Origin of the sequence: Paenibacillus sp. IHB B 3415 (assembly GCF_000802655.2) — a bacterium.
GTDB lineage: Bacteria > Bacillota > Bacilli > Paenibacillales > Paenibacillaceae > Paenibacillus_AQ > Paenibacillus_AQ phytohabitans.
The window spans coordinates 13,799-37,526 of record NZ_JUEI01000069.1 but is presented as its reverse complement, the minus strand read 5'-3'; the positions used below and the strand labels follow the sequence as shown (position 1 = coordinate 37,526).

The 23,728-nt window shown below is 52.3% G+C and carries 21 protein-coding genes; 17 read left to right on the top strand and 4 right to left on the bottom strand.

Annotated elements, in window-relative coordinates; all coding sequences use genetic code 11:
• The 8 genes from QW71_RS41525 to QW71_RS26860 form a co-directional block, all read left to right on the top strand.
• The coding region (locus tag QW71_RS41525; protein ID WP_039306532.1) for a hypothetical protein at window positions 1-216 on the top strand (216 nt) is incomplete at its 5' end.
• A 410-nt stretch (window positions 217-626) separates the two neighbouring features.
• Window positions 627-1,328 (top strand): ABC transporter ATP-binding protein, encoded by a 702-nt coding sequence (locus QW71_RS26890; protein ID WP_039306530.1) that lies wholly within the window; start codon window positions 627-629, stop codon window positions 1,326-1,328.
• Between the two features lie 13 nt (window positions 1,329-1,341).
• Window positions 1,342-3,912 carry an ABC transporter permease gene (locus QW71_RS26885; RefSeq protein WP_039306528.1) on the top strand — a complete coding sequence of 857 codons (2,571 nt, stop codon included), beginning with the start codon at window positions 1,342-1,344 and terminating at the stop codon, window positions 3,910-3,912.
• Between the two features lie 631 nt (window positions 3,913-4,543).
• On the top strand, window positions 4,544-6,286 hold the full coding sequence (locus QW71_RS26880; protein WP_039306526.1) for a peptide-binding protein: 1,743 nt from the start codon (window positions 4,544-4,546) through the stop codon (window positions 6,284-6,286).
• A 123-nt stretch (window positions 6,287-6,409) separates the two neighbouring features.
• Window positions 6,410-7,381: an ABC transporter permease gene (locus QW71_RS26875; protein ID WP_039306525.1), complete on the top strand. Its 972-nt coding sequence runs from the start codon at window positions 6,410-6,412 to the stop codon at window positions 7,379-7,381.
• Between the two features lie 59 nt (window positions 7,382-7,440).
• A complete protein-coding gene (locus QW71_RS26870) occupies window positions 7,441-8,400 on the top strand; it encodes an ABC transporter permease (protein ID WP_052770281.1) in 960 nt (319 codons plus the stop codon).
• Entirely contained in the window at window positions 8,367-9,383 is a 1,017-nt protein-coding gene (locus tag QW71_RS26865) for an ABC transporter ATP-binding protein (protein ID WP_039306523.1), read from the top strand. The genes QW71_RS26870 and QW71_RS26865 overlap by 34 nt, the downstream gene beginning before the upstream one ends.
• Window positions 9,380-10,405 carry an ABC transporter ATP-binding protein gene (locus QW71_RS26860; protein ID WP_042133644.1) on the top strand — a complete coding sequence of 342 codons (1,026 nt, stop codon included), beginning with the start codon at window positions 9,380-9,382 and terminating at the stop codon, window positions 10,403-10,405. The genes QW71_RS26865 and QW71_RS26860 overlap by 4 nt, the downstream gene beginning before the upstream one ends.
• Before the next feature lie 154 nt (window positions 10,406-10,559).
• Here QW71_RS26860 and QW71_RS26855 read toward each other — a convergent pair whose 3' ends face one another.
• On the bottom strand, window positions 10,560-11,207 hold the full coding sequence (locus QW71_RS26855; RefSeq protein WP_039306522.1) for a TetR/AcrR family transcriptional regulator: 648 nt from the start codon (window positions 11,205-11,207) through the stop codon (window positions 10,560-10,562).
• Between the two features lie 173 nt (window positions 11,208-11,380).
• Here QW71_RS26855 and QW71_RS26850 point away from each other — a divergent pair, with 173 nt between their 5' ends.
• From QW71_RS26850 to QW71_RS26840, 3 genes are all read left to right on the top strand, one after another.
• Window positions 11,381-12,133, top strand: a complete 753-nt coding sequence (locus tag QW71_RS26850) for an SDR family NAD(P)-dependent oxidoreductase (protein WP_039306521.1) — start codon at window positions 11,381-11,383, stop codon at window positions 12,131-12,133.
• Window positions 12,134-12,273: 140 nt separating this feature from the next.
• Window positions 12,274-13,725 carry a hypothetical protein gene (locus QW71_RS26845; protein ID WP_039306519.1) on the top strand — a complete coding sequence of 484 codons (1,452 nt, stop codon included), beginning with the start codon at window positions 12,274-12,276 and terminating at the stop codon, window positions 13,723-13,725.
• Between the two features lie 23 nt (window positions 13,726-13,748).
• Window positions 13,749-14,402, top strand: coding sequence for a M48 family metallopeptidase (locus QW71_RS26840; RefSeq protein WP_039306541.1), 654 nt, complete (start codon window positions 13,749-13,751; stop codon window positions 14,400-14,402).
• Between the two features lie 23 nt (window positions 14,403-14,425).
• On the opposite strand, the gene QW71_RS26835 is transcribed toward QW71_RS26840, so the two are convergent.
• Entirely contained in the window at window positions 14,426-15,310 is an 885-nt protein-coding gene (locus QW71_RS26835; RefSeq protein ID WP_039306517.1) for a GNAT family N-acetyltransferase, read from the bottom strand.
• A gap of 13 nt (window positions 15,311-15,323) precedes the next feature.
• Window positions 15,324-15,911 (bottom strand): GNAT family N-acetyltransferase, encoded by a 588-nt coding sequence (locus QW71_RS26830; RefSeq protein WP_039306515.1) that lies wholly within the window; start codon window positions 15,909-15,911, stop codon window positions 15,324-15,326.
• Between the two features lie 280 nt (window positions 15,912-16,191).
• On the opposite strand from QW71_RS26830, the gene QW71_RS26825 reads away from it, so the two are divergent.
• The 6 genes from QW71_RS26825 (at window position 16,192) to QW71_RS26800 (ending at window position 21,894) form a co-directional block, all read left to right on the top strand.
• Window positions 16,192-18,117, top strand: coding sequence for an asparagine synthase-related protein (locus QW71_RS26825; protein ID WP_039306513.1), 1,926 nt, complete (start codon window positions 16,192-16,194; stop codon window positions 18,115-18,117).
• Window positions 18,118-18,146: 29 nt separating this feature from the next.
• The gene (locus QW71_RS40080) at window positions 18,147-18,272 is read left to right on the top strand and encodes a paeninodin family lasso peptide (protein WP_039306512.1); all 126 of its coding nucleotides are present in this window, start codon (window positions 18,147-18,149) and stop codon (window positions 18,270-18,272) included.
• A 116-nt stretch (window positions 18,273-18,388) separates the two neighbouring features.
• The gene (locus tag QW71_RS26815) at window positions 18,389-19,324 is read left to right on the top strand and encodes a hypothetical protein (RefSeq protein WP_039306539.1); all 936 of its coding nucleotides are present in this window, start codon (window positions 18,389-18,391) and stop codon (window positions 19,322-19,324) included.
• Between the two features lie 2 nt (window positions 19,325-19,326).
• A complete protein-coding gene (locus QW71_RS26810; protein ID WP_373604794.1) occupies window positions 19,327-19,626 on the top strand; it encodes a lasso peptide biosynthesis PqqD family chaperone in 300 nt (99 codons plus the stop codon).
• A complete protein-coding gene (locus QW71_RS26805; RefSeq protein ID WP_039306510.1) occupies window positions 19,623-20,081 on the top strand; it encodes a lasso peptide biosynthesis B2 protein in 459 nt (152 codons plus the stop codon). Before QW71_RS26810 ends, QW71_RS26805 begins: the two co-directional genes overlap by 4 nt.
• Before the next feature lie 13 nt (window positions 20,082-20,094).
• Window positions 20,095-21,894, top strand: coding sequence for an ABC transporter ATP-binding protein (locus tag QW71_RS26800; protein ID WP_039306509.1), 1,800 nt, complete (start codon window positions 20,095-20,097; stop codon window positions 21,892-21,894).
• Window positions 21,895-22,449: 555 nt separating this feature from the next.
• On the opposite strand, the gene QW71_RS26795 is transcribed toward QW71_RS26800, so the two are convergent.
• Window positions 22,450-23,640 (bottom strand): nucleotidyltransferase family protein, encoded by a 1,191-nt coding sequence (locus QW71_RS26795; RefSeq protein WP_039306508.1) that lies wholly within the window; start codon window positions 23,638-23,640, stop codon window positions 22,450-22,452.
• Window positions 23,641-23,728 lie beyond the last annotated feature (88 nt).

Below are 23,728 nucleotides of genomic sequence, written 5' to 3'. Positions count from 1 at the left end.
TACGGGAAAATCAAAGGGATAAATCCCTCTAAATCCGCCGAAAGTGGGCGATATAGAAAAATCAGAGGGATAAATCCCTCTGATTCCGCCGAAAGTGTGCGAGATGGAAAAATCAAAGGGATAAATCCCTCTGATCCTGCCGAAAGTGGGCAAAAGGAGATAATGAGGAGCAAAGTGCCCCTGATCCCGCCGAAAGTGGGCGGGAGGCAGAAATGAGGAGCATTAGTGCCCCTGATTTCATCGAATGCGGGCAAAAGGAGGTAATGAAGAGCATTAGTGCCCCTGAATCCGCCGGAAGTGAGCAAAAGGATAAAATGAGGAGCATTAGTGCCCCTGCTTTCACCGAATGCAAGCAAAAGGAGAAAATGAGGAGCATTGTGAAGTGACCGTAATCTCTACATAAGCTGCACAGCCCGCATAACGGCATAAGCTCCAGCTTGATTTAGCCGTTAGGGTGATTTTGTTCTGATTCCGTTATTCCGGCAAGGAACGGGGCAGGGGATTGCCGCATAATCCTGCTTTTGTATTTATAGGGGGCTCTTGTGCTAAACTTGAGAGCAGGACTGCATTTGCCGGCATGTATGCCCAAGCAAAGGCGGTTTGTGGAGAAGACAGGAGGAGATGGCATGGCGTTTGTTACTGTGAAGGGCGAATATAAGCGGTATAAGATGGGGGAGACCCTGATTGTAGCCAATGACGGAATTGATTTTGAAATTGAACAGGGCGAGTTCGCTGTGATTGTAGGTCCCAGCGGAGCGGGGAAATCGACGGTGCTTAACATATTGGGCGGGATGGATTCCGCCGACGAAGGCCAGGTCATTGTGGACGGTACCGACATCGCTCGTTTCAGCGCCAAAGAATTGACAGGCTACCGCCGTAATGACGTGGGTTTTGTGTTCCAGTTCTATAATCTTGTACCCAATCTGACGACGCTGGAGAATGTTGAGCTTGCATCCCAGATCTCTCCGCGTGCGCTGGATGCCCGCAAGGTGCTGGAGGATGTAGGACTTGGAGAGCGGCTGAATAACTTTCCGGCCCAGCTGTCCGGCGGGGAGCAGCAGCGTGTCGCCATTGCCAGAGCGCTGGCCAAACAGCCGAAGCTGCTGCTCTGCGATGAGCCGACAGGTGCGCTCGATTACAATACCGGCAAACAGGTACTGAAGCTGCTGCAGGATACCTGCCGCAATACCGGAACCACGGTTATTGTCATTACGCATAACTTGGCTATTGCACCGATGGCAGACCGGGTTATTGAAATCAATAACGCGAAGGTACGGAAAATGGTGAGGAACGCAACGCCGGTATCCGTGGATGATATCGAATGGTAAGGAGCCGGAGGTCATGAAGAAACGGGCATTATGGAAGGATGTTTTTCGGGAAATCCGTCATACGAAAGCAAGGTTTCTCTCAATTTTTGCGATTATTATGCTGGGGGTAAGTTTTTTTGCCGGGATCAAATCAGCGGGGCCGGATATGCTGGATACCGCAGCGACTTATTATAAGGATCATAGGCTGATGGATTTACGCGTTCAGTCCACTTATGGGCTGACAGAGAAGAGTATTGATAATCTTCGGGACATCCCCGGAGTGCAGAGTGTTCAGCCTGTGTATAGCTCCGATGTGTTTCTTGGTGAGAGCGGACTGATTGCTAAGGTGTATTCCTATGCTGACGATAATGAACTGAACGGGTACAAGATTACCTCCGGGCATCTGCCTGAGGCATCCGGGGAAATCGTACTTGACGCCTATCTGCTGCAGGAGGAGAAGTTCTCGCTGGGAGATTCAATTCCCTTCAGCGGCGAGGGCGGGGATAATCTGGCGGGGAATTTCCAGACATTGAGCTATACCGTGGTCGGCTTCGCGCAGAGTCCGCAATATATTGAAACGTCGACCCGTGGAACGAGCCGGATCGGCAAAGGGACAGCCGATGCGTTTGCTGTTATCCCGGAGGATGACTTCAACCTTCCGGTGTACACAGAGGCCTATCTCAGCTTCACGGATACGGCTGCAGAAACAGCTTATACTCCGGCTTATGATGCTCTAATCGAACGGCATCTGTCGGAGACCGAGGAAGCGCTGAAGGATTACCCGCAGCAGCGTCTGGAAGAGCTGAAAGCGGAAGCCGCAAAGCTGCTGGCTGCGGGCCAGCAGCCTATGGACGGGACGCAGCAGCAACAGCAAACGCAGCAACAGCAGGCGGAGGCCTCAGCAGCGCACAACCCGCTGGAGCTGCCGAAGGTGTATGTGACAGACCGGACGATCAACCCCGGTTACGCCGAATACAAGGATAATGCCGACCGCCTGTCTGCGATTGCCACGGCTTTTCCGGTGTTCTTTTTCCTGATTGCGGCACTCGTCAGCTTAACGACGATGACCCGTATGGTTGAGGAGCAGCGTCTGCAGATCGGTACCTTGAAGGCCCTGGGGTATGGTTCCATGGACATTATGACCAAATTTCTGGTCTATGGCACATTGGCCAGTCTTGCCGCGTCCATTGCGGGGCTTGCGATCGGCTTCACCTTATTTCCGGGCATTATTTATAATGCCTACAGCCAGCTCTATAACCTGCCGGGAGTGATCAAAAGCTTCTATCCCGCCTACGCCATTATTTCCATAATAGTAGCGCTGGTATGTACAGCCATGACGGCAATGATCGCTTCCCGGGTGGAGCTGCGCAGCAATGCGTCGGTGCTGATGCGGCCCAAGGCGCCCAAGAGCGGACAGCGTATTATGCTGGAGCGGTTCAGCTTTTTGTGGAAACGGCTCAGTTTCGTGCAGAAGGTGACGGCCCGCAATCTGTTCCGCTACAAGCAGCGGATGTTCATGACGGTAATCGGGGTGGCGGGCTGTACTGCGCTTATTCTGACCGGCTTTGGGCTGAAGGATTCCATTGGCAGCATTGCCGACCGGCAGTTCGGCGGGATTATGAAATATAACGCCCTGGTGGCGCTGCATGACAATGCAACAGCCGAAGATAAGGCGTCCTACGCAGAACTGATTAAACAGGAGTCCGCAGTTACGGGAACGCTGGATGTGCTTCAGGAAGCAATGACTGCCCGGGCCAAAGGGGTTAACGATCAGGAGGTACGGATTTTTGTTCCTGCGGCTGCAGATCAGCTGGCTCCGTTCGTTGTACTGAAGGACCGCATAACAGATGAACCGAAGATGCTTACTGACGAGGGCGCAATCATTACCGAGAAGCTCGCCAAGCTGTACGATCTGGTTCCGGGAGACAGCCTGACTGTTCTGGACAGCAACAATGAGGAATTTCAGGTCAAGGTGTCGGCGGTTACCGAGAACTATGTGCTGCATTATGTGTATATGACGAAGGCTTACTATGCACAGGTATTTGGCGGCGGGCCGGTCTATAACACTCAGCTGCTGAACTACAGCGCGCAGGATAAGAAGTGGGAAGACAACTTCGGGGAAAAATTAACCGCGAACGGGCAGGTGGCGCTGGTCAGCTTTTCCAGCGGGGTGGGCGAAGCTTTTGACGGAACCATGAAGAGCATGGACGTTGTTATTGTAGTACTGATCGTGTCCGCTGCTGCGCTGGCCTTCGTGGTACTCTATAATCTGACCAATATCAATGTGTCTGAACGGGTCCGTGAGCTGTCCACAATCAAGGTGCTGGGGTTCTATGATAAGGAAGTCACCATGTATATATACCGGGAGAATATCCTCTTAACACTGCTCGGGATCATCTTCGGCGGTGCACTGGGGATACTGCTGCATAGCTTTGTCCTGTCTACGGCTGAGCTGGATGCCACGATGTTCGCGCCGCTGATCAAGTGGCAGAGTTACCTGTATGCGGCCCTGCTGACCGTGCTGTTCTCGGGGATTGTAATGGCGTTCATGCACCTTAAGCTGCAACGGATTCATATGATTGAAGCGCTGAAATCTGTGGAGTAGCGTAGTCACTATTTTGTCAAAAACATAATAAGAGCAAGAAAATGAGGAAGAAAAACAGGCTGCCGGAAGAGTTCTCCTGGCGTGTTTTTCTTCCTTTTTGTGTATGGGAAAATAGAAATCACTATGCGACTAAGCTCGTAAAAAAGATAATCATGCTGAAAGATGTCGAATTAACACGAAAATGATAACATTAAGTCATGAAAACTAACCGTATTAAACATAGTCGAATAGTATGAAAAGAGGTTTTGAGGGTGTTTCTTTTACTATATTGGAAGGAATTATTTTTTGTAAGCATAAATAAGATATGAAAGTGATAAATAAATATATTGACGTAAGATATATTCACATGTAATATAAACCATAATTTATAGGGAATTGTTAAGACTCCCAGCCGGGAAAGTTCCCCCTGTCTCTAATTGACCTGCGGTCTATTTGATCGTTGAATGTCATATGTATCGTATGTGATGTTATATTACATGGATTGCAGATGTCAGCTCAATTATAGCGGCAAGGGTAGAATCATCCAGAATATCCTAATCTCCCGGGAAGCTTTGAAGAGAAGGTGGCGAACCGGACCTGTGGTTCCGGGTAACGCTCACTACACGCACTTAACTAAGGAGGAGTATAAGGAATGGCGAAAAAGAGAAAATGGTGGTCTAGTTTACTTGTTGTATCGTTGGTAGGGGTTCTATTTACGGGTTGCAGCACCAATAACACTGCAAGTTCTCCAACTAATGCTCCTGCGTCAACTACAGCCCCGGCTGAGAGCGCGGCACCTGAAGCTTCCGAACCGGCCGCAGATGCACCGGTTGACGGCGGAACAATTGTACTTAGCACATTCTCCGATATTGTGAATATTAATCCTCTCTTAATCAATGACACCTCTTCAGGCGATGTTGCCCAATTCGTATTCGCTTCCTTGTATGATCTGGACCGTGGGGGGAACGTAACTCCGGAGCCTTGGTCACTGGCTGCAGAGCTTCCGGTTATCTCTGAAGATGGTCTGACTTATACCGTTAAATTGAAAGATACAATCAAATGGAGTGACGGGCAGCCGATTACTGCGGATGATGTAGTGTATACAATTGAAACCGGCAAAAATCCGGAGACAGGTTCACCGCTGACCAGTGCATTTGACAAGGTGAAGACCGTAGAGAAGGTCGATGACCAGACTGTGAAATTCACATTGTCCCAAATCTATGCGCCGTTCCTGTACTCCCTGTGCCAGGCTATCGTGCCAGCGCACATTCTGAAGGATGTAAAGCCGACTGAAATCCAAACCAATGCCTTCGGTACAGACCCGGCCAAGACCGTAACCAGCGGACCTTGGAAATGGACAGCCTGGAAACAAGGCGAAAGCCACACCCTTGATGCCGATCCGAACTACTGGGGTACTGTTAAGCCTCATATCGCTCAAGTGGTTTACAAAATCTACGCCGATCAGAACACTGAGGTTCAGGCTATCATGAAGGGCGACACGGACCATATCAGTGCGATTCCGGTAACGCAGGTTGAAGCCGTTAAAGCTGACGGCGATATCGACATTATTCAGAAGCCGGGCGCACAGTATGAATATGTAATGTTTAACTTCGACGGCAAGAACTTCCCGGATAACTATGGCCTGTTCGCCGGACAGAAGACCAGACAGGCAATTGCACATGCACTGAACCGTCAAGGTATGGTAGACAATATTCTAAAAGGCGTAGGTGCCCTGATGAATGCCCCATTCCTTCCGGACACTTGGGCTGACCCGGGTGATGCCGCTGTGAACTATGATTACAACGCCGAAACCGCCAAGAAGCTCCTGGCAGAAGACGGATGGGTTGCCGATGCCAAAGACGGTATTCTCACTAAAGACGGACACCGCTTCTCCTTTGAACTGCAATACAATGCCGGCAACAGCCGCCGCGAGCAAGTAGCCGCTGTTATCCAGCAGAACCTGAAGGATGTTGGTATTGAAGTAACACCTAAGGCGATCGACTTTGCAGCTTGGATTGACCAGAACGTAACACCGGGTAAATTCCAGGCCCTGCTGCTGGCATGGTCTCTGAATACACCGGATCCGGATGCAGAGAGCATTTTCTCCTCCAAATACTTCCCGCCTGCCGGCCAGAACAGCGGCTGGTATAAGAATGAGAAGCTGGATCAGCTGTGGGTGGATGGTTATTCCACTGTTGACCAGGCTGAACGTAAAGAAATCTACAAAGAAGTAGGTAAAGAAATTTCTACCGACCTTCCTTATGTATTCCTGTATCAATATGGTCAGGCTATCGGAACAGGACCTAGAGTACACTGGGCAGAGGAAGATGCTCCTGAGCCGTCACTGGGCTACGGACAGTTCTTCCACGCTATCAAATGGTGGGTAACCGACTAACGAACCGAACAAACTGAATAGAATTACGGGAGGTGAAAGAGAATTCTCTTTCACCTCCCCCTTTTGTATGAATGGGGGAGCCTTCCGTAATCTATCGCCTTACCATCTCTAGGAGGATAGCCCATGACAGAATATCTGATACGACGCGTGCTTCAATCGGTATTGGTCATCTTTCTGATTACCATACTGACCTTTCTTCTCATCCATGCTGCTCCGGGCGGACCGACGCAAGTCATGCTATCTCCGGGCTTATCCCCGGAAATATTTGAACAGCAAGCCAAGAACCTTGGGCTGGATCAGCCTGTTCCGGTACAGTATGTGCGCTGGATCGGCGACCTGCTGCAAGGAGATTTGGGTTACACCTTCAAGAACCATATTGCGGTATCCGATCTTCTCTGGCCGCGTATTGGCAACACCGTGATTCTGATGGGTGCGGCTTGGCTGGTATCACTGCTGATCGCAATTCCTTGGGGAATCTATAACAGTACCAAAGTGTATGGTCTATCTGACCAGACGGCTTCATTTATTTCTTACTTAGGCTTCGCAATGCCAACCTTCTGGTTCGGAATACTCCTCCAGCAATGGTTGTCACTGAAGCTGGACTGGTTTCCGTTGTCGGACATGTATACCAGAGGCAAGGAAGGCAATATAGGCGATTTGTTCATGCATCTGGTGCTGCCGATAACAGTGTTGGCACTTGGTTTCCTGGCCTCTTATATGAAATATGCGCGGGCAAGTATGCTGGAAGTGCTCGATCAGGATTATATCCGTACGGCACGTGCCAAGGGCGTCAAAGAGCGTAAGGTGGTCTTCCGCCATGCGCTGCGCAATGCACTGATTCCGATTATTACGATACTCGGCCTTGATCTTCCCATACTGGTGGGAGGGGCCGCTTTAACTGAGAATGTATTCAACTGGCCGGGAATGGGCCGTTGGTTTGTTGAGATGGCAGGTGCGCGCGAATATTCGGCACTGATGGCTGTTACTATAGTGACGGCTGTTATAGTCGTTATCGGCAATCTCCTGGCAGATATACTGTATGCCGTAGTTGATCCCCGGGTGAAGCTCGGTAAGCAAGGGGGCAAGACGGCATGAATACAGAGAATACTGAGCTTACCAAAGGGGCTGTATCTAAGCCGCTTGGAACCCCGGACATGAATCCGATGCCCGGAGGAACAGACCCGGAGATTCCGGTAGTGGATTCCAAGCGGCCGCCGGGTCCCTGGAGAGTTTTATGGAAGAAATTCTCGCGCAATCCGTTCGCAATGGGCGGTTTGGTAGTCCTGATTATATTTGTGCTGCTGGCGGTCTGCGCATCCAAACTGACCCAATATAGACCGGAAGCGATTGATCTGATGTTCGCCAATCTGAAGCCGGGAGCAGAGGGGCACCCTCTTGGTACAGACGAGCTGGGCCGCGATATTCTCAGCAGACTGCTGTACAGTGCGCGTGTTTCACTCGCTATCGGATTCTCCGTTGCGTTTGTTTCCGTAGTTGTCGGATCGGTTATCGGTGCGATTTCAGGATATTTCGGCGGGTTTGTAGATACGGTATTCATGCGTATTGTAGACGTGATGAACTCTGTTCCGACCCTGTTCCTGAACATCCTGATTATGGCGCTGTTCGGCACACAGATTAAATACATGATTCTTATTCTGGCATTTACCAGCTGGATGAGTATTGCCCGGCTCGTCCGGGGGACCTTCCTGCAGCTGCGTGAAATGCAATATGTGGAGGCGGCCAGGGCGATTGGAGTATCCAGCTGGGGCATTATTTTCCGGCATCTGCTCCGTAATGCAAGCTTCCCGATTATCGTAAATGCGACCCTGATGGTCGGAGGTGCGATTCTGAGTGAATCTGCGTTGTCGTATCTGGGCCTCGGCATTCAGGCACCGGCTACAAGCTGGGGGCTAATGCTCAGCAACGCTCAGGAATTCATGCTGGTTGACCCGATGCAGGCAGTGTACCCGGGCTTCTGCATCCTGCTCGTAGTGCTGGCAGTTAACTTTATCGGCGACGGCATCCGGGATGCTCTAGATCCCAGACAGCAAGTGACCAAATCCCGGAGGAGGCTGGAACAATGGCGGAAAAACTACTCGAAATCCGGAAGCTGACCGCCGGCTTTGCAACCGAGAAGGGCCTTCTCAAAGCAACCGACGGCATCTCCATTTCTGTGAACAAAGGCCAGACTGTCTGTATTGTCGGTGAATCCGGCAGCGGTAAAAGTGTAACCTCCCTCGCAATTATGCGGTTGATTGATTATGCCGGAGGGATGATTCTTGACGGCAGTATTGATTTTCACGGCCAGGATTTGGCGGCGAAGAGCCAGGAAGAGATGCGGGAAATCCGCGGGAATCAGATTGCCATGATCTTTCAGGACCCGATGTCGTCGCTGAATCCGGTATTTACGGTAGGCGAACAGATTGCGGAGAGCCTGCGGCTTCATCAGAACAAGAGTGATGCCGAAGCCATGAGGATGGCGGTTGATCTGATCAAATTAGTCGGTATCCCGGCTCCGGAGATCCGTGCCAAGCAGTATCCGCATGAGTTGTCCGGCGGGATGTGCCAGCGCGTCGTCATTGCTATTGCGCTGGCTTGTAATCCTGAACTGCTCATCGCTGATGAGCCGACAACCGCACTGGATGTTACGGTGCAGGCTCAGATTCTGGATCTGTTGCGCAAGCTTCAGTCCGAACTCGGAATGTCCATTCTGCTGATCACCCATGATATGGGTGTAGCTGCAGAGATGGCTGACCGCATTGCTGTTATGTATGCCGGAGCCATCGTGGAGGAGGGTACGGTCGAAGAGATTTTCGACCACCCGAGCCATCCATATACGGTCGGGCTGCTCCGTTCGATTCCGGGGTTTGAAGGCGGACGGGGAGGCGAGCTATATACCATTCTCGGGACGATTCCTCCGATTGGCCAGCTGCCATCCGGCTGCCGCTTTAATCCGCGTTGTCCTCATGCCATGGATATCTGCAGGAATCAGGAGCCGCCCGATTTCATGATCTCGGACGATCACCGGACGGCCTGCTGGCTATTCAAGGATAAGCCGGTGCAGGCAGATTACAGCAATGAGGTGAAACGCGCATGATGAATGAAACGGCAACCCAACCGGTAAGAGAACATATGCCTTCTTCAGAAATATTGCTGGAAGTTAAGGACGTGAAGAAATATTTCCCGATCACCAAGGGTCTGCTTAACCGCACCGTCGGACAGGTCAAGGCTGTGGATGGTGTTAATTTATCCATCCGCAAAGGCGAGACCTTCGGGCTGGTCGGTGAATCTGGCTGCGGCAAATCCACGTTCGGCCGGGTGCTGCTCCGGCTGCAGAGTGCAACCGGGGGAGAAGTGTTATTCAAGGGGAAGGATATCCATTCCCTGAGCTCCGGTGACATGCGGAAGCTCCGGGAAGAAATGCAGATTATCTTCCAGGATCCGTTCGGCTCGCTGAATCCGCGGTTCCTCGTCAAGGATATTATCGGAGAGCCGCTGCGCATTCACCGGAGCATGTCGGCTAAAGAGATCGATGCCCGGGTAGTGGAGCTGATGGAGCTGGTGGGGCTGGATGCCAGCCGCCGGAACCGTTACCCGCATGAATTCTCAGGCGGACAACGCCAGCGGATCGGGATTGCCCGGGCGATTGCCTTGAATCCGCAGTTTATCGTTGCCGATGAAGCTGTATCGGCACTGGATGTATCGGTACAATCCCAGGTGATCAACCTGCTCATGAAGCTGCAGAAGGAACTCGGGTTAACCTTCCTGTTCATTGCGCACGGTCTTAATGTGGTCCGGCATATTTCGGACCGCGTCGGGGTAATGTATCTGGGCAAGCTGGTGGAGGTGTCTGAGACGGAGGAGCTGTTTGCAGCTCCGCTGCATCCTTACACTGCCGCCCTGCTCTCGGCGATTCCGAAGCCGACACCAAGACGCAAGCAGGACCGCATTGTGCTGGAGGGGGATGTGCCATCCCCGGCTAACCCGCCGTCCGGCTGCAGGTTCCATACCCGCTGCCCGTTTGTCCAGGACAAATGCCGCCAGGTGGAGCCGCTGCTTGAAGAGGTTGTTCCAGGCCGTCCGGTGGCCTGTCATTTCCCGTTGCTTCCGAATTCATAAATAATCCGCGATTTCCTAAGGATATCCCGCAGATTAAGGGGGTGACCCCGCAGCCATATCCACAACTGGCTGCCGCAGCCATATCCACAACTGGCTGCGGGGTCACCCCCTATTTTTTGTATCCCTGAAATAGTCATTGCCCTGCATAAATACTCTATACGAGGGGCTTCAGATAGTCGAGAAACACCCGCTTGAGAATATCCAGCTGGAGCTCTGTCGTAAGATCCGCTTCCAGCATAGGGATGTTCTTCTGCAGCGAGAGCTTCTTCGAAAAAATGCCGAACGTATTAATTAATGTAGTTAAAGTATCCCTCACCTCAAGGTCGGAGCGGACCGAGCCGTCCTCAATGCCATTCTGAATAATCCGGGAATAGACCTGCGAAATTCGGCGGGTCAGAGCATTGAAGTGATGAATATCCTCCAGCGGTTCGGGGAAATGGGCGGCGTAGCTTTCGAAGTCAACCATGAAGGTTGTGCTTAATTTATAGTGATCCTCAATGAAAAAATCGAATAATGCTTCAAGCTTGTCCAGGCATGGCACAGGCAATCCGGCCACATATTCAAACCGCTCCAGCATCGGCTCCAGCAGCCGGGTAGCAACGGCGACAATCAGCTTTTCTTTCTTGGGGAAATATCTGAACAGGGTAGCAATGCCGATATTCGCGTCAGTTGCAATATCCTGCATCGTGGTTTTCTCAATCCCCTTCTGATTAAATACGCGTTCTGCTGCTTCCAGAATCAGGGATAAGCGCTGCTGTTTGCCGTCAAGGCGTTCCTTCTCGTATCTTGTTTTGGGATCCATAAGAGCTTAAACCCTTTCACTATCGGTATTTGAACTACCAGTAGTATAGCTAGTGCTTATTCTTTAAGCAAGGAGGGTTTGAGTTTATTCGCACAAAGTGATATGATAAATATCACAGTGATAGTGTAACTATCATCATATATTTTAACTCACACAACGAAGGGGATACAGCTATGAATCGACTGAAGGATAAGGTTGCCATTATTACCGGAGCCGGCAGCGGCATGGGACGTGAAGAAGCACTGCTTTTTGCGCGGGAGGGTGCCAAGGTTGCCGTTACCGATATTAATGAATCTGCGCTGCAGGCTGTAGTGAAGGAAATTGAAGCTGACGGCGGTCAGGCTACAGCTTATGTGCATAATGTGGTCTCTGAAGAGCAATGGGTCCATGTGATCGAAGAAGTGATGAAGACTTACGGCAAAATCGACGTGCTGGTTAACAATGCGGGAATTTCGCTTGCAACCGGACTTCTGGATACAACTATGGAGCAGTGGAACAAGGTCATCAGCATTAACCTGACCAGCACCTTCCTTGGGATGAAATATGTGGTTCCGCATATGCAGCAGCATAACGGAGGCTCAATCGTCAATATTTCATCGATCGCAGGTCTGACGGGAAGCAGCGGCGCAGGGGCTTATACAGCCTCCAAAGGCGGGGTCCGCATGCTGAGCAAAGCGGCGGCTGTTGATTTCGGTAAAGATCATATCCGGGTCAACTCTGTGCATCCCGGCTTTATCGAAACGCCAATGAGCGCTGAGTTCGTGAATGATGAACAAAGGCTGAAATGGTTCCTGTCCCAGACGGCGCTGCCGCGTGTCGGCCGTGCCTCCGAAGTGGCGGAAGCCGTGCTGTTCCTCGCTTCCGATGAGTCGGCTTATATCACTGGTGTAGAACTGCCGGTAGACGGCGGCGTTACAGCGAAATAGGAGTCTGAAGCCCGGGCTGCCGGGAGGGACAAACTTGAAATAGATGAAGAGGAGTGCTGCCGGGTTTATGGGCAGCGCTCCTCTTTGCTTTTGATAGCGCCGTAAACTAATTATTGTGTAAAAGCCACTTCTATAAGAAAATGAGAAAAAGACTGATTATTGTAATTCTAATCCTAATCAACGCCGCAATGGATGCGGAACCGGAGGCTATGGTGAAAAAGGTCGACAAAGCAGTTTCAGCTCTCTTTATTCTTATAATGATAGTGGCCGTATGGATATGGGCGGTGTCCGTGCATGCGTGGAGTCTGATGGGCACCCTTGCCTCGCTAGTCTGTCTGGGGCTGTTTATCTGGACGGGACTGCGGGCCATTCCCGCTTTGACCGGATACATAAGTTCATGGAATATGCAGGAACCGGTAAGTATCGACAGTCTGCCTGAGGAGCGGCAACGGACATGGTGGAAGATTGTGCTCTGGGTGGTGGCCAGCCGTGTGCTGCTCATTCTGATAGCCTATGTCTTCTGGATGCTTAAAGACGGGGTTTCCGGAAGCTTATTCTCCCGTTTTATCGATACCTGGCATATTCGCGGAATAGACGCCATGTCTTATCTGGGGATCGCTGAGCACGGGTATGTCACGGAAGGAGACTCCCGGTTCCATATTGTGTTCCTGCCTTTATTTCCAGTCATCATTAAGCTGGCGCAGTTCTTCACAAGTGATTATATGGCCGCCGGCTTTGTGGCCGCTAACCTATGCACCCTTGCTGCGGCGTTGTTCGCTTATGAGCTTGCCAGGCTGGACATGGGACGCAGCAATGCGCTGCGGGTCGTGAAATATATTTTCATCTTCCCGTCGGCGTTCTTTTTCTTCATCCCAATGACGGAGGCGCTGTTCCTGCTGCTCTCCCTGATGGCATTGTATTATGTGCGCCAGAAGCGCTGGCTGCTCGGCTGTCTCTGTGCGGCGCTGGCCGGCTTCACCCGTTCTCCGGGGATACTGTTGGCTGTACCGATTGCCGTGGAATTTGCCCGGGATTTGGCAGCAGGCTACAGACAGCTGGAGCGGAAGGCTTTTACTAACAGACTGATCCAAGCAGGGGTCTCTCTGGCTACAGTATCCTTCGGTCTGCTGGCCTATCTCTATATCAATTACAATGTTACGGGCAACGCGTTCCAGTTCAGTATTTATCAGCGGGAGCATTGGTCGCAGCAGTTCTACTTCTTTTTCGATACGGTGAGATATCAGATGGAGTATGCCGTGAATACCTTCAAGGATGCGGACTTCCGTTCCTTCCTGGGGCTGTGGCTGCCGAATTTGATCAGTATCTTCCTGGTGCTCTTGATGATGTTCAAAAGCGCGAAGAGACTTCATCCTGCTTATATGGCGTATTTAATCGTCTATTTCGTCTACGTTGTGGGTCCGACCTGGCTGCTGTCCGCTCCGCGTTATTTCGCCGTGGCTTTTCCGCTGGCCTTCGCGGCAGTAGTATTGACCCAAGATAAGAAATGGAAGGATATCGCGCTTACCTCCTTATTCATTGCGGGGAGCCTGCTGTATCTGGCAGTGTTTGTAGCCGGGTATCCGGTGTATTAGAAATTACAGAAATGATGGTGGCTATGCAGATTCAGCTCGAAGATCAGATGATTACGCTCCATGTTCAATATGCCAAGCGCAAGAAAATGTCCGTTCAGATTGACGGATCGGATCTCATTACCGTTAAGGTGCCTACAGGAACAAGTGAAGAGAGTATCCGCAGTGCGGTGGAAGGGCTCGGCCCGAAGATTCTGGAGAAGCTGCGCAGCAATGCGGCGGCCAGGCAGGTGCCGAAGGTCAAGGAGTATCAGGGGGAAGAAACATACCTGTATCTGGGGAAGGAACACGCGCTGCATGAGCTGATTGCGACCGGCGGTATGAATGCGGAGGAGCTGAAGCTTGCGCTGAAGAAGTTCTATATGGCCAGTCTGAAAAAAATCGTTGCAGAGCGCATTACCCGTTATCAGGCCCAGCTGAAGGTGAAGCCGAAGAGTATCGAGATTGTGGAATCGCGGACCAAATGGGGGAGCTGCAGCTTTGATAAAAAACTGACGTTTAACTACCGCCTTGCCATGGCGCCGCCGGAGGTGATCGACTATGTCATCATTCATGAGCTCTGTCATCTGCTGCATATGAATCATGACCGGTCCTTCTGGCGTCGCCTGGGAAGTGTAATGCCGGACTACAAAGAGAAGGAAGCTTATCTGGCCCGGCAGGGGCAGTTCATGACACTCTGAATCCTATGTGATGACTGCGTAGCTTAAGCGATGGATGTTGCCGGAAGTTTGACGTTCGCAGGGTACTGCAGACTGCTCTGATTCCGCACGAACAAACCGCTAGGGCAGCTGCTGCCCGCCAGTTCAAGGTTATCGTCACTTGGCGTGAAGTGGAAGACTATAGTCTCCGTGGCGCTGTCCGCAAGCTTCATTGCGATTTCGCGGACGGCGACGGGCTTCGTGCTGATTAGATCGTAAATCTCTAACCGGCCGCTCTCCTGCCGGCAGATGGCGATGACCTCCTCGTCCTCCAGGTAATATAGATTGCCGCTGAAGACGTTCAGGCAGTAGAACATCAGCAGTCCATCGGCGCCGCTGACGCCGAGGCGTTCAGATACCGGCTGCCGCTGTGCTGCGAAGGTGGCGACCAGGCTCAGATCACAACTTATGGACAGATCCAGCTTGCGGATTTCCGGATATCCGGTGGACCCGGCTGAACCGGTAGGGCAGTTCATGGAGAAGATCTGCTCCTCCACCGGACGGAATCCGAACTTGGGATAGAAGTCCAGTACTGTATCATTGGCAAAAAGATACATGAATTCACACTGTGGTCCGTAATCCTCCAGCACTTTGTTCATCAGCCGGGCGGACAGACCCTGTCCCCGGTAGTCAGGATGCGTCATCACCGTCCCAAGCTGCACGGCGCGGAACTTCACACCATTAATAATCAGCTCAAGCAGGTTCACCGAGACATTTGCAATTACCCGATTACCCTCCGCGTAAGAATAAGGAATGTACCGTTCCCCCCAGAAGCCCTGCTCATACCAGCGCTCCAGCTCAAGTTCAAACGTATCAGCAGCCAGCGCGAAAAAGCTGTTTCTAAGCGGCTCCTGATCTTTATAATTGCAGACAAATTGAAGATTATCCATGGTAGCTGCTCCTTCAGTAATATTCAACCCCGCGAACCTTCGAAAAAATCATAGTGTCTCTTAAGGCACCTTGTACATCTAATTTGTCATTCCGCAGAATGCCTTCCAGAGTGAAGCCTGCACGTTCAGCCACCCGCGCACTCTGTGTATTGCGGGAATCACAGCGGATCTCCAGCCGGGCCGCCTGCAGCTCCTGTACGGCGAAATCGGCAATGGCACTCACCGCTTCCGTGATATAACCTTGTCCGGCGCAGGAGGTGCGCACCCAATAACCGATTTCAAATTTACGCACCTGCCAGTCGATCCGGTGCAGGCCGCTGCTGCCGACCAGCTGACCGCTCTTCTTATTCACGAGCAGCAGCCGGATATCCTTGCGTTCCAGAAATTGCAGCCGTGACTTCCGGATGGAGGCTTCGGATTCCTCCACGGACGGGATATGCTGTGCCCAGGGCATCCAAGGGCTTAATTCGGCTGTGCTCTCCTGAACGGCTTCATTTACAGCGGCGCCGTCTCCCCATAGAGCGGCACGGATCAGCAGGCGGCTGCTTTCAAAGCTCTCCGGCATGGAGATGAGGATCGGGTCAATCGGATGAATAGGCATAAGTTCAGCTCCTAGAGAGATATGTAATCTAAGCGTGAGTATTATATAGAGTTACATATTAATGAAGCTATTCAATGAAGCTATTTTTTTAGCAACTTATATAGGTCTTCACTCAGTTGCTATATATCATATAACTATTGATAAGTCAATACGCTAAAGGCTACCTAAAAGTACTCTCTGGTACTATTCACAATCAATGGAAAGAACGTTATCTTATATAGTAAGAAGTGTTCATTATTAAGAACGAATATCGAATTCTTAGACAGCTGGAGGTCGTACAATGAGCGCAATCGCCGGGATCTATTCTATGCAGCATGGGCCGCTGGACCCGGAGCTGGGTCCGCGCCTTATGCAGCAGCTGCAGCGTTATCCGGCTGATGATGCTAGGGCCTGGAGGGCAGAGGGACTCTTCCTCGGCTGCCGCTCGCAGTGGATCACCCCACAGTCAAGGAATGAGATTCTCCCCTATTATGATTCGGAACGCGGGCTGGCGATTGTGGCCGATGCAATCATTGATAACCGCAGCGAACTGTTCGGACAACTTCAGGTTGTCCGGGAAGATCGTGATTCCATTCCAGACAGTCTGCTGATTCTCTTGGCCTATGAGAAATGGGGGGGAGAGGCTCCGGTTCATCTGGTCGGTGACTTTGCCTTCATGATCTGGGACGCACGCAAGCGGACGCTGTTTGGGGCGAGGGATTTCTCGGGTAACCGGACGCTTTACTTTCGCCGTTCCGGCAGAGAGTTCTCCTTCTGTACCGTAATTCATCCCTTGCTGGCCTTGCCTGATGGTCAGCAGGGTCTGAACGAAGGCTGGATTTCAGAGTATCTGGCGAGCCAGGCCCGGAACGATGTGGCAGATATGTTCTCCACGGTTTATCAAGGGGTGGAACAGCTGCCGCCTTCCCACTCGGTTACAGTCAGCGCGAAGGGGGTTTCCTTCTCCCAGTATTACACCTTCCGGACTCCGCCTCCATTAAGGCTTCGCGGCAACGGCGAATACGAGGAAGCGTTCCGTGAGGTATTCGGGCAGGCAGTCAGAGACCGGCTGCGGACCCATCTCGCAGTAGGCGCCAATCTGAGCGGCGGACTGGATTCCGGCTCAGTGGTCAGCTTTGCTGCAGAGGAGCTCCGCCGCCGCGGCAAGCCATTATTTACATTCAGCTCTTATCCGCTGGACAATTTTACAGGTTTTAAACTGGGCCAGCGGGTCACCGATGAGCGTCCATATATTCAAGAGACCATCGACCATGTGGGGAACATTCAGCCTAGCTTCTTGAACTTTCCTGACCGGAGCCCTTATGGTGAAATTGACGAATGGCTGGATATTATGGAGATGCCCTACAAATTCATAGAGAATTCATATTGGCTCAAAGGCATATATGAACAAGCACAAATGAAGGGCGCCGGTGTTCTGCTCAGCGGACAACGGGGCAACTGGAGTATCTCCTGGGGGCCTGCACTGGATTACCAGGCGAAGCTGCTGCGCGAATTTCACTGGATTTCCTTCTACCGCGAGAACAAGCTTTATAGTCGTTCGATGGGGGCAAGCCGCAAGAAAATGCTGAAGATTGTCGGCCGCAAGGTGTTCCCCGGCCTTGGCCAGCTGATCTCCGGGAAGCAGGAGGCCCCTCTAGAGCTGATTCATCCTGAATTCGCACGGCGGACAGGGGTGCAAGAGAAGCTGAGAGAGCTTGAAGGAGTTGCTTCGTCCCAGACGGTGTACGATATCCGCAGACAGCATTTCCAGCAGCCGCATATCTGGAATGTGAATGGAACGGCAGCTACCAAGCTGTCGCTGAAGTACAGGGTATGGGATCGTGACCCTACGAATGATCTGCGTGTCATCAACTTCTGTCTGTCTGTCCCTGAAGGGCAGTACGTCCAGAACGGAGTGGACCGGTCGTTAATCCGCCGGGCCATGGAAGGACGGCTGCCGGACAAGGTCAGACTAAACCAGACGCGGCGCGGTATACAGGGAGCAGATGGGATTACACGTATGCTGCCCCAATGGCAGATGTTCCTGCAGGAGCTAAGGGAGATGCTTCAGGACCCCCGGACTTCCTCTTACTTGAATCATGCCGGGCTCGCCGGGTGTTTAGACCGGCTGGGTAGTGAGCCCGCACCATTATTAATATTCAACACGGATTTCCGCCTTCTTACGAGAGGACTGGTGTTCTACCGCTTTCTGAAGCGTGTGACCTGATGGATGTTTCTTGAAAGGGGGTGACAAATATGAAAAAGGAATACAGCAAGCCTGCATTGGAAGTTCTGGATGTTAAAATGACTATGGCTGGACCTGGGATCGCTATTGCCGACTCCTTCCAATCGGATCCGGAAGAAATCGTTAGTCACTCCTAGTTTTGCTTGGCAACATCCCAGCCCTCATCCCTCTTAGCTTGCTGGAGGGGGATAAGGGCTATCCTCACATCACCGGCAGGCAGCCGGGTGAAATTGATAAAGATGGAGTGAACCGTATGGCGAGCACAGTGCAATGCCTGGGATATAAGGCTTTTGGTCTGCAAATTCTCAGTGAATTCCCCTTGCCGGAACTTCCCCGTACGGAGCAGCCCGGAAGGTTGGGCAGCGTATCTGTTGTGGAGGCTGATTTGTCCGAGCGCTGGGAGGCGATACCGAAGATTTCACCGAATCTGGGTATGGCTGAGCAAGAAGTGATGTTCATGGTTAAGGGCACAGCTATCTTTTCCATACAGAATGGCAGCACCATTAGCGTATCTCCCGCAGTCCATGCCGATCCGGATAGCATCCGCCTGTTCATTCTGGGCAGCTGCATGGGTGTTCTTCTGATGCAAAAAGGCGTATTGGCTCTTCATGGAAGCTCACTTGTTCTTGAGAATAAGGCATACGCGCTGGTCGGGCGTTCGGGAGCGGGCAAGTCTACGCTTGCCTCCTATTTAATGGATCAGGGACATCTCCTGGTTAGTGACGACGTTATTCCCGTGTTGGTGCATAATGGAACTCCATTAGCTGTTCCAGGTTATCCGCAGCAGAAGCTGTGGCAGCAGAGCTTGGACTATTTGGGAATGAATTCGTCTGCGTACCGCCCGCTGTTTAAGCGGGAGACCAAGTTTGCCATACCCGTTCATGACCGGTTCCAGGCTGAACCGCTGCCGCTTGCAGGAATATTTGAACTGTCTGTACAGGACGGGCCGGTGTCAGTAGAGGCTATCAGCGGCTTGGAGCGGCTTCATACCTTATATAATCACACCTATCAAAAAGCGCTGGTGGACCCCATGGGGGTCAGGGAATGGCATTTCGGTATGCTGGCCTCATTCGTTAACCGGCTGCCGATGTACCGTCTGACCCGTCCGGAGCAGGGCTTCAGTGCACCGCAGCAGACGGAGCTGATCTTTGAGACGATTACCCAAAAGGTGAAGGAGATGAAAGTATGAATATGAATACAGCAGCAGTCCTGTCCCTTGATTCGGTTCTGGTTCAGCGGGAAGGCAATATCGCCAGTGACATGGATGGCGAGAAGGTGATGCTGAATGTGAAGAACGGTAAGTATTATAACCTCGGCGAGGTTGGGGGAGAGATCTGGGAAGCCTTGGCTTCACCGGTGTCCATCCGCCGGATTGCCGAGATCATGCAGGAGATCTTTGAGGTTCCGGCGGAGCTGGCGCAGCAGGACGTGTTTGATTTTGTGCAGAATCTGCTGAATGAGGATCTTGTCGCCATCGTCAACGGGCCATGATTACCCTCCGGCGCATCGGTTTACTGCTGAAGTATGACAAAGCCGCGCTGGCGCTGATTCCTGAGGCGTTATGGCGGCTTTTCCTGGTTAGAATCCAGCTGCTGTTTCCTTTTGCCAAGACGGCTCCGCAGCTCGGGGTGAAATCCCTGGAGACTCCGGCGGTATCCAAAGACATGGATGTTCCCCGCATTCAGCAGATCACGAAGGCTATTCGGGTGATCAGCCGCTACACGCCCTGGAAAAGCACCTGTATGGTCAGAGCCGTAGCCGGTCTGAAGATGCTGGAGAAGCGGGGGATTGAGAGCACCCTCTACATGGGGGTGGCGCGGGATAAGCAGGGGCAGATGATTGCCCATGCCTGGCTGCGAAGCGGGGCGTATTATGTCTCCGGTGATGATGCCATGCAGGGATTCGTGGTGGTGGAGAAATTCGCCAAAGTGTTACAAGCTGAGTGATCGAGGTGGGCCCATGCAAGCGATAATCTATTATTTCCGGCAGCTTCAGCGCTTGTCGGGAGCTAAACTATATCTCAACTTGTCCGGTATGGTGATCAGTGGTCTGCTGGAGAGCTCTGCCATATTGCTGCTTGTACCTATGCTGGGTATGGCTGGTATTCAGTTAGGCGGCACAGCCACGGCCGGTCTTCATCTTCCGATGCTTGGCTTCATCTCCGAACTGCCGCAGACCACGGCGCTCCTGCTGGTGCTTGGCGGTTATGTGCTCATTGTGCTCTGCCAGAATCTGATCTCACGGTCCGTGGCCATCCGCAATGTGGAGATTCAGCAGACCTACGGCAGACAGCTGCGTTATGAGGTATACAGCGCGTTGCTGCGGGCCGAATGGTCTTTTTTTCTGAAAAAGCGCACCTCCGATCTAATCAATGTGATGACCACGGAACTGGCCAGAGTGCTTGCCGGTATCAGCTGCTTCCTGCAGTTTCTTACCTCGCTGCTGTTCACGCTGGTGCAGATCGGCTTCGCCTTCTGGCTGTCCCCCAAGATGACGCTCTCCGTACTCGTCTGTGCTGTCCTGTTGTCCCTGTTCTCCCGCCGCTTCATCCGTAAGGCTAAGAAGCTGGGCAGCCGCAGCACGGAGCTTGGCAAGACCTACTTGGGCGGAATTACGGATCAGCTGAACGGAATCAAGGATATCAAAAGCAATAATCTGGAGCATTCCCGGCTGGAGTGGCTGCATGCCTTCACCGGAGAGGTGAAGCAGGAGCAGCTGGACTATACCCGTCTGCGTTCGAACTCACAGCTGCTGTACAAGTTGTCCTCTACACTGCTGATTGCCGTATTTATCTTCGTCTCCTTCCGGTTTATGCAAGCAGAGGGTCCTAATCTGCTGCTGGTTATTCTGGTATTTACCCGGCTGTGGCCGACATTCTCTACGCTGCAGTCGCTGATGGAGCAGCTCGCTTCCGTACTGCCCTCCTTCAAGCAGCTGCAGCTGCTGCAGGACGAATGTCTTGCTGCTGTGGAGCATGACCGGGTGGAAGGCGGGGAAGCTGTAGCCCCTATGATCTTGAAGCATAGTCTTGAAGCCAGAAATGTTGACTTCCGCTATCATCCTCATGAACCGGAATATTCGCTTCAGAACGTAAATGTCTTGATTCCGGCCCGGAAGATGACCGCCATTGTCGGACGTTCAGGTGCCGGGAAGAGCACGCTCGTTGATCTGCTCATGGGACTGATGCAGCCGGAGACCGGCGAGATTCTGGCTGACGGCGCGCCTATCACAGGTGAGAGGCTGCTGTCCTACCGGAGATCAATCGGGTATGTTGCGCAGGACCCTTTTCTGTACAATGCGACCATCCGCGACAATCTGACGATGATCAAGCCGGATGCGGAGGAAGCGGAATTGTGGGAGGCGCTGGAGTTTGCGTCTTCGGCTGACTTTGTGCGCAAGCTGCCGGACGGACTGGATACGCTGCTCGGCGACCGCGGCGTACGCCTGTCCGGCGGGGAACGGCAGCGTCTGGTACTGGCGCGCGCGATTATCCGCAAGCCGTCCATCCTTGTGCTTGATGAAGCGACAAGTGCGCTCGATACCGAGAATGAGAAGCGGATTCAGGAGGCGCTGGAGCGGCTGAAGGCTTCGGTGACGGTCATCGTCATTGCCCACCGCCTGTCCACCATCCGGGGAGCCGATCAGATTCTGGTCATCGACCAGGGACGGGTGATCCAGCAGGGGATATACAGCGGCCTGGCTTCAGAGAAGGGCGGCATGTTCAGCCGTCTGCTTAGCGGGCAGGAAGAAGCAATATAGGGGAGGGGCTAATTAGCCCCTCCCCTATATTGTCTTTAGCCTACGCTGGACGTCACTGCGGTGATCTTGGACTTCCGGATGGCTGATGAACTGTAGTATGAATTTCTGGATTCATCCGCTAATCCTCCCCTGTTCATGGTAGTGAACCGGTAACTTTTTGAAATCCTGCACAGAATACAACATTTTCCTCATGTTACCGGCTCAAATCCAATATTGTTGTACAAAATGCAGCATTTCGCCGTTCTCAAGCGGCTTTGCAGGATTATTCTTGTATTTTGTACAACAATCCTCCCGCAAACCCTGCAATCCAGAAGTCAAAGTTGCAAAACGTACAACATTTATGCCTATATTGCTTACTTACGGTTACATTTATGCCCGCATTGCTTACTTAAGAGACTCACTTCTGCCGGCAATCAATCAGAAGTGAGGGTTTAAGTGTTTATTCCGTTAGTCCCGCAAGTCCCGGCAGTCTGACCAGTCCGACCATTCCCGCCAGCGATTGACCGGCAACTCGTGTGGTTGTTGAGTAAAGTGCTGTTCCCGCATCCCGCCCGGCTATATCCGTTTCTCTGCACCCGTTACCTTCCGCCAGCTCCACAGGAAAGGACGGAGGGGGAAATACAAGAAATGCAGCGCCTCCGGCAGCGGCAGTGTCTTCGCATCCGCTGCGTAAGGGTACATAAAGCCGGTTACATAGAGCACCTGATGCCAGCGGGATAGAATCGCCGGCTGGTAATATTTATAATGACGCTCGACCTCCGGCTCCAGCGGAGGGTTGTGCAGATTGACCATCCGCGCCACATAGAACAGGGCGCGCTGCGCTAATCTGCGGGCTTTGGGTTGGTCCGTCAGAGCGGACAATCCGGGCTCTATCTCCGCCTCCAGCAGACCGGCTGCCAGAATAAGTGCCTGTCCGCCTACAGCGCTGTAATTGTAGCGCCGTAGCAACCGGGTCAATACAGCGGAGTCCGGCTGCTGCAACAGCAGCATTTTGATGTCCAGCAGCCATCTCAGCCGGGACCATCCATGTCTGGCTCCATGGGCAGCCAGGAACAGGAACAGATCCTCCTGGCCCAGATAGTGGACGTTGCGGCCGAATGGGCTGCTTGTCCGCGCATGCTTCCACAGGGTATCGAAATCGGGTTCTTTGGACGGCCCCGGGCTTAATCTCCAGTGTACCTCCGCCTTGATCTTACTAACCGGATGATTGAATGTAGTATGATGCTCGCGCCATTTCCAGTCTCCGAGTATGCTCTCGAACGTTTCTTCCTTCACATACCCCAGACGGATCAGCAGGGCTTCCGTATCCTGCAGCTGCGCCATCGGCACCAGGAAATCAAGGTCCCGTGAGGTCCGCAGCGAGATATCTCCGTACAACGCCTGCGCAAGCACCGGACCCTTGAGGAACAGGCAGCGGATATTCAATTCGGCCAGTTGAGTGCCGAGGTTACTCATTTCACCGCTGAGCTGAAGCATCTGGACGGTATTGCGGCGATACTCCATTTTTATCCGCTCCAGGACGCTGGCAGGAATCACATCCCCATCCATCCGGCTGAGCTTCGGGTACAAATATGGGTATACCCGGTGATGCAAGGTAAGCCGCAAGAATACATCCCAGTCCAGGCCCGTGAACAGCTGCGGATTCTGGTGTGCCGTTTCATTGATATTCTCAGAAGTTAAAAGCGCAAGAAGAAGTAATGTTTCCTTAGATAAGCTCCCCTTATCGAGGGTAGGCCGTTCACTCATAGAGACTCTCCTTACTTGGCTTTGAACAGATCCGCACCGGATTTGTTCAAAGATAAGAATATATATGCCTGACGCAATAAAATGTCCT

Coding starts and splice junctions, on each gene's coding strand:
- QW71_RS26890 (WP_039306530.1), top strand. CDS start 627: ATGGCGTTTGTTACTGTGAAGGGCGAATATAAGCGGTATAAGATGGGG.
- QW71_RS26845 (WP_039306519.1), top strand. CDS start 12,274: ATGAGAAAAAGACTGATTATTGTAATTCTAATCCTAATCAACGCCGCA.
- QW71_RS40080 (WP_039306512.1), top strand. CDS start 18,147: ATGAAAAAGGAATACAGCAAGCCTGCATTGGAAGTTCTGGATGTTAAA.
- QW71_RS26850 (WP_039306521.1), top strand. CDS start 11,381: ATGAATCGACTGAAGGATAAGGTTGCCATTATTACCGGAGCCGGCAGC.
- QW71_RS26870 (WP_052770281.1), top strand. CDS start 7,441: ATGAATCCGATGCCCGGAGGAACAGACCCGGAGATTCCGGTAGTGGAT.
- QW71_RS26825 (WP_039306513.1), top strand. CDS start 16,192: ATGAGCGCAATCGCCGGGATCTATTCTATGCAGCATGGGCCGCTGGAC.
- QW71_RS26800 (WP_039306509.1), top strand. CDS start 20,095: ATGCAAGCGATAATCTATTATTTCCGGCAGCTTCAGCGCTTGTCGGGA.
- QW71_RS26880 (WP_039306526.1), top strand. CDS start 4,544: ATGGCGAAAAAGAGAAAATGGTGGTCTAGTTTACTTGTTGTATCGTTG.
- QW71_RS26865 (WP_039306523.1), top strand. CDS start 8,367: ATGGCGGAAAAACTACTCGAAATCCGGAAGCTGACCGCCGGCTTTGCA.
- QW71_RS26860 (WP_042133644.1), top strand. CDS start 9,380: ATGATGAATGAAACGGCAACCCAACCGGTAAGAGAACATATGCCTTCT.
- QW71_RS26815 (WP_039306539.1), top strand. CDS start 18,389: ATGGCGAGCACAGTGCAATGCCTGGGATATAAGGCTTTTGGTCTGCAA.
- QW71_RS26810 (WP_373604794.1), top strand. CDS start 19,327: ATGAATACAGCAGCAGTCCTGTCCCTTGATTCGGTTCTGGTTCAGCGG.
- QW71_RS26855 (WP_039306522.1), bottom strand. CDS start 11,207: ATGGATCCCAAAACAAGATACGAGAAGGAACGCCTTGACGGCAAACAG.
- QW71_RS26805 (WP_039306510.1), top strand. CDS start 19,623: ATGATTACCCTCCGGCGCATCGGTTTACTGCTGAAGTATGACAAAGCC.
- QW71_RS26885 (WP_039306528.1), top strand. CDS start 1,342: ATGAAGAAACGGGCATTATGGAAGGATGTTTTTCGGGAAATCCGTCAT.
- QW71_RS26875 (WP_039306525.1), top strand. CDS start 6,410: ATGACAGAATATCTGATACGACGCGTGCTTCAATCGGTATTGGTCATC.
- QW71_RS26830 (WP_039306515.1), bottom strand. CDS start 15,911: ATGCCTATTCATCCGATTGACCCGATCCTCATCTCCATGCCGGAGAGC.
- QW71_RS26835 (WP_039306517.1), bottom strand. CDS start 15,310: ATGGATAATCTTCAATTTGTCTGCAATTATAAAGATCAGGAGCCGCTT.
- QW71_RS26840 (WP_039306541.1), top strand. CDS start 13,749: ATGCAGATTCAGCTCGAAGATCAGATGATTACGCTCCATGTTCAATAT.
- QW71_RS26795 (WP_039306508.1), bottom strand. CDS start 23,640: ATGAGTGAACGGCCTACCCTCGATAAGGGGAGCTTATCTAAGGAAACA.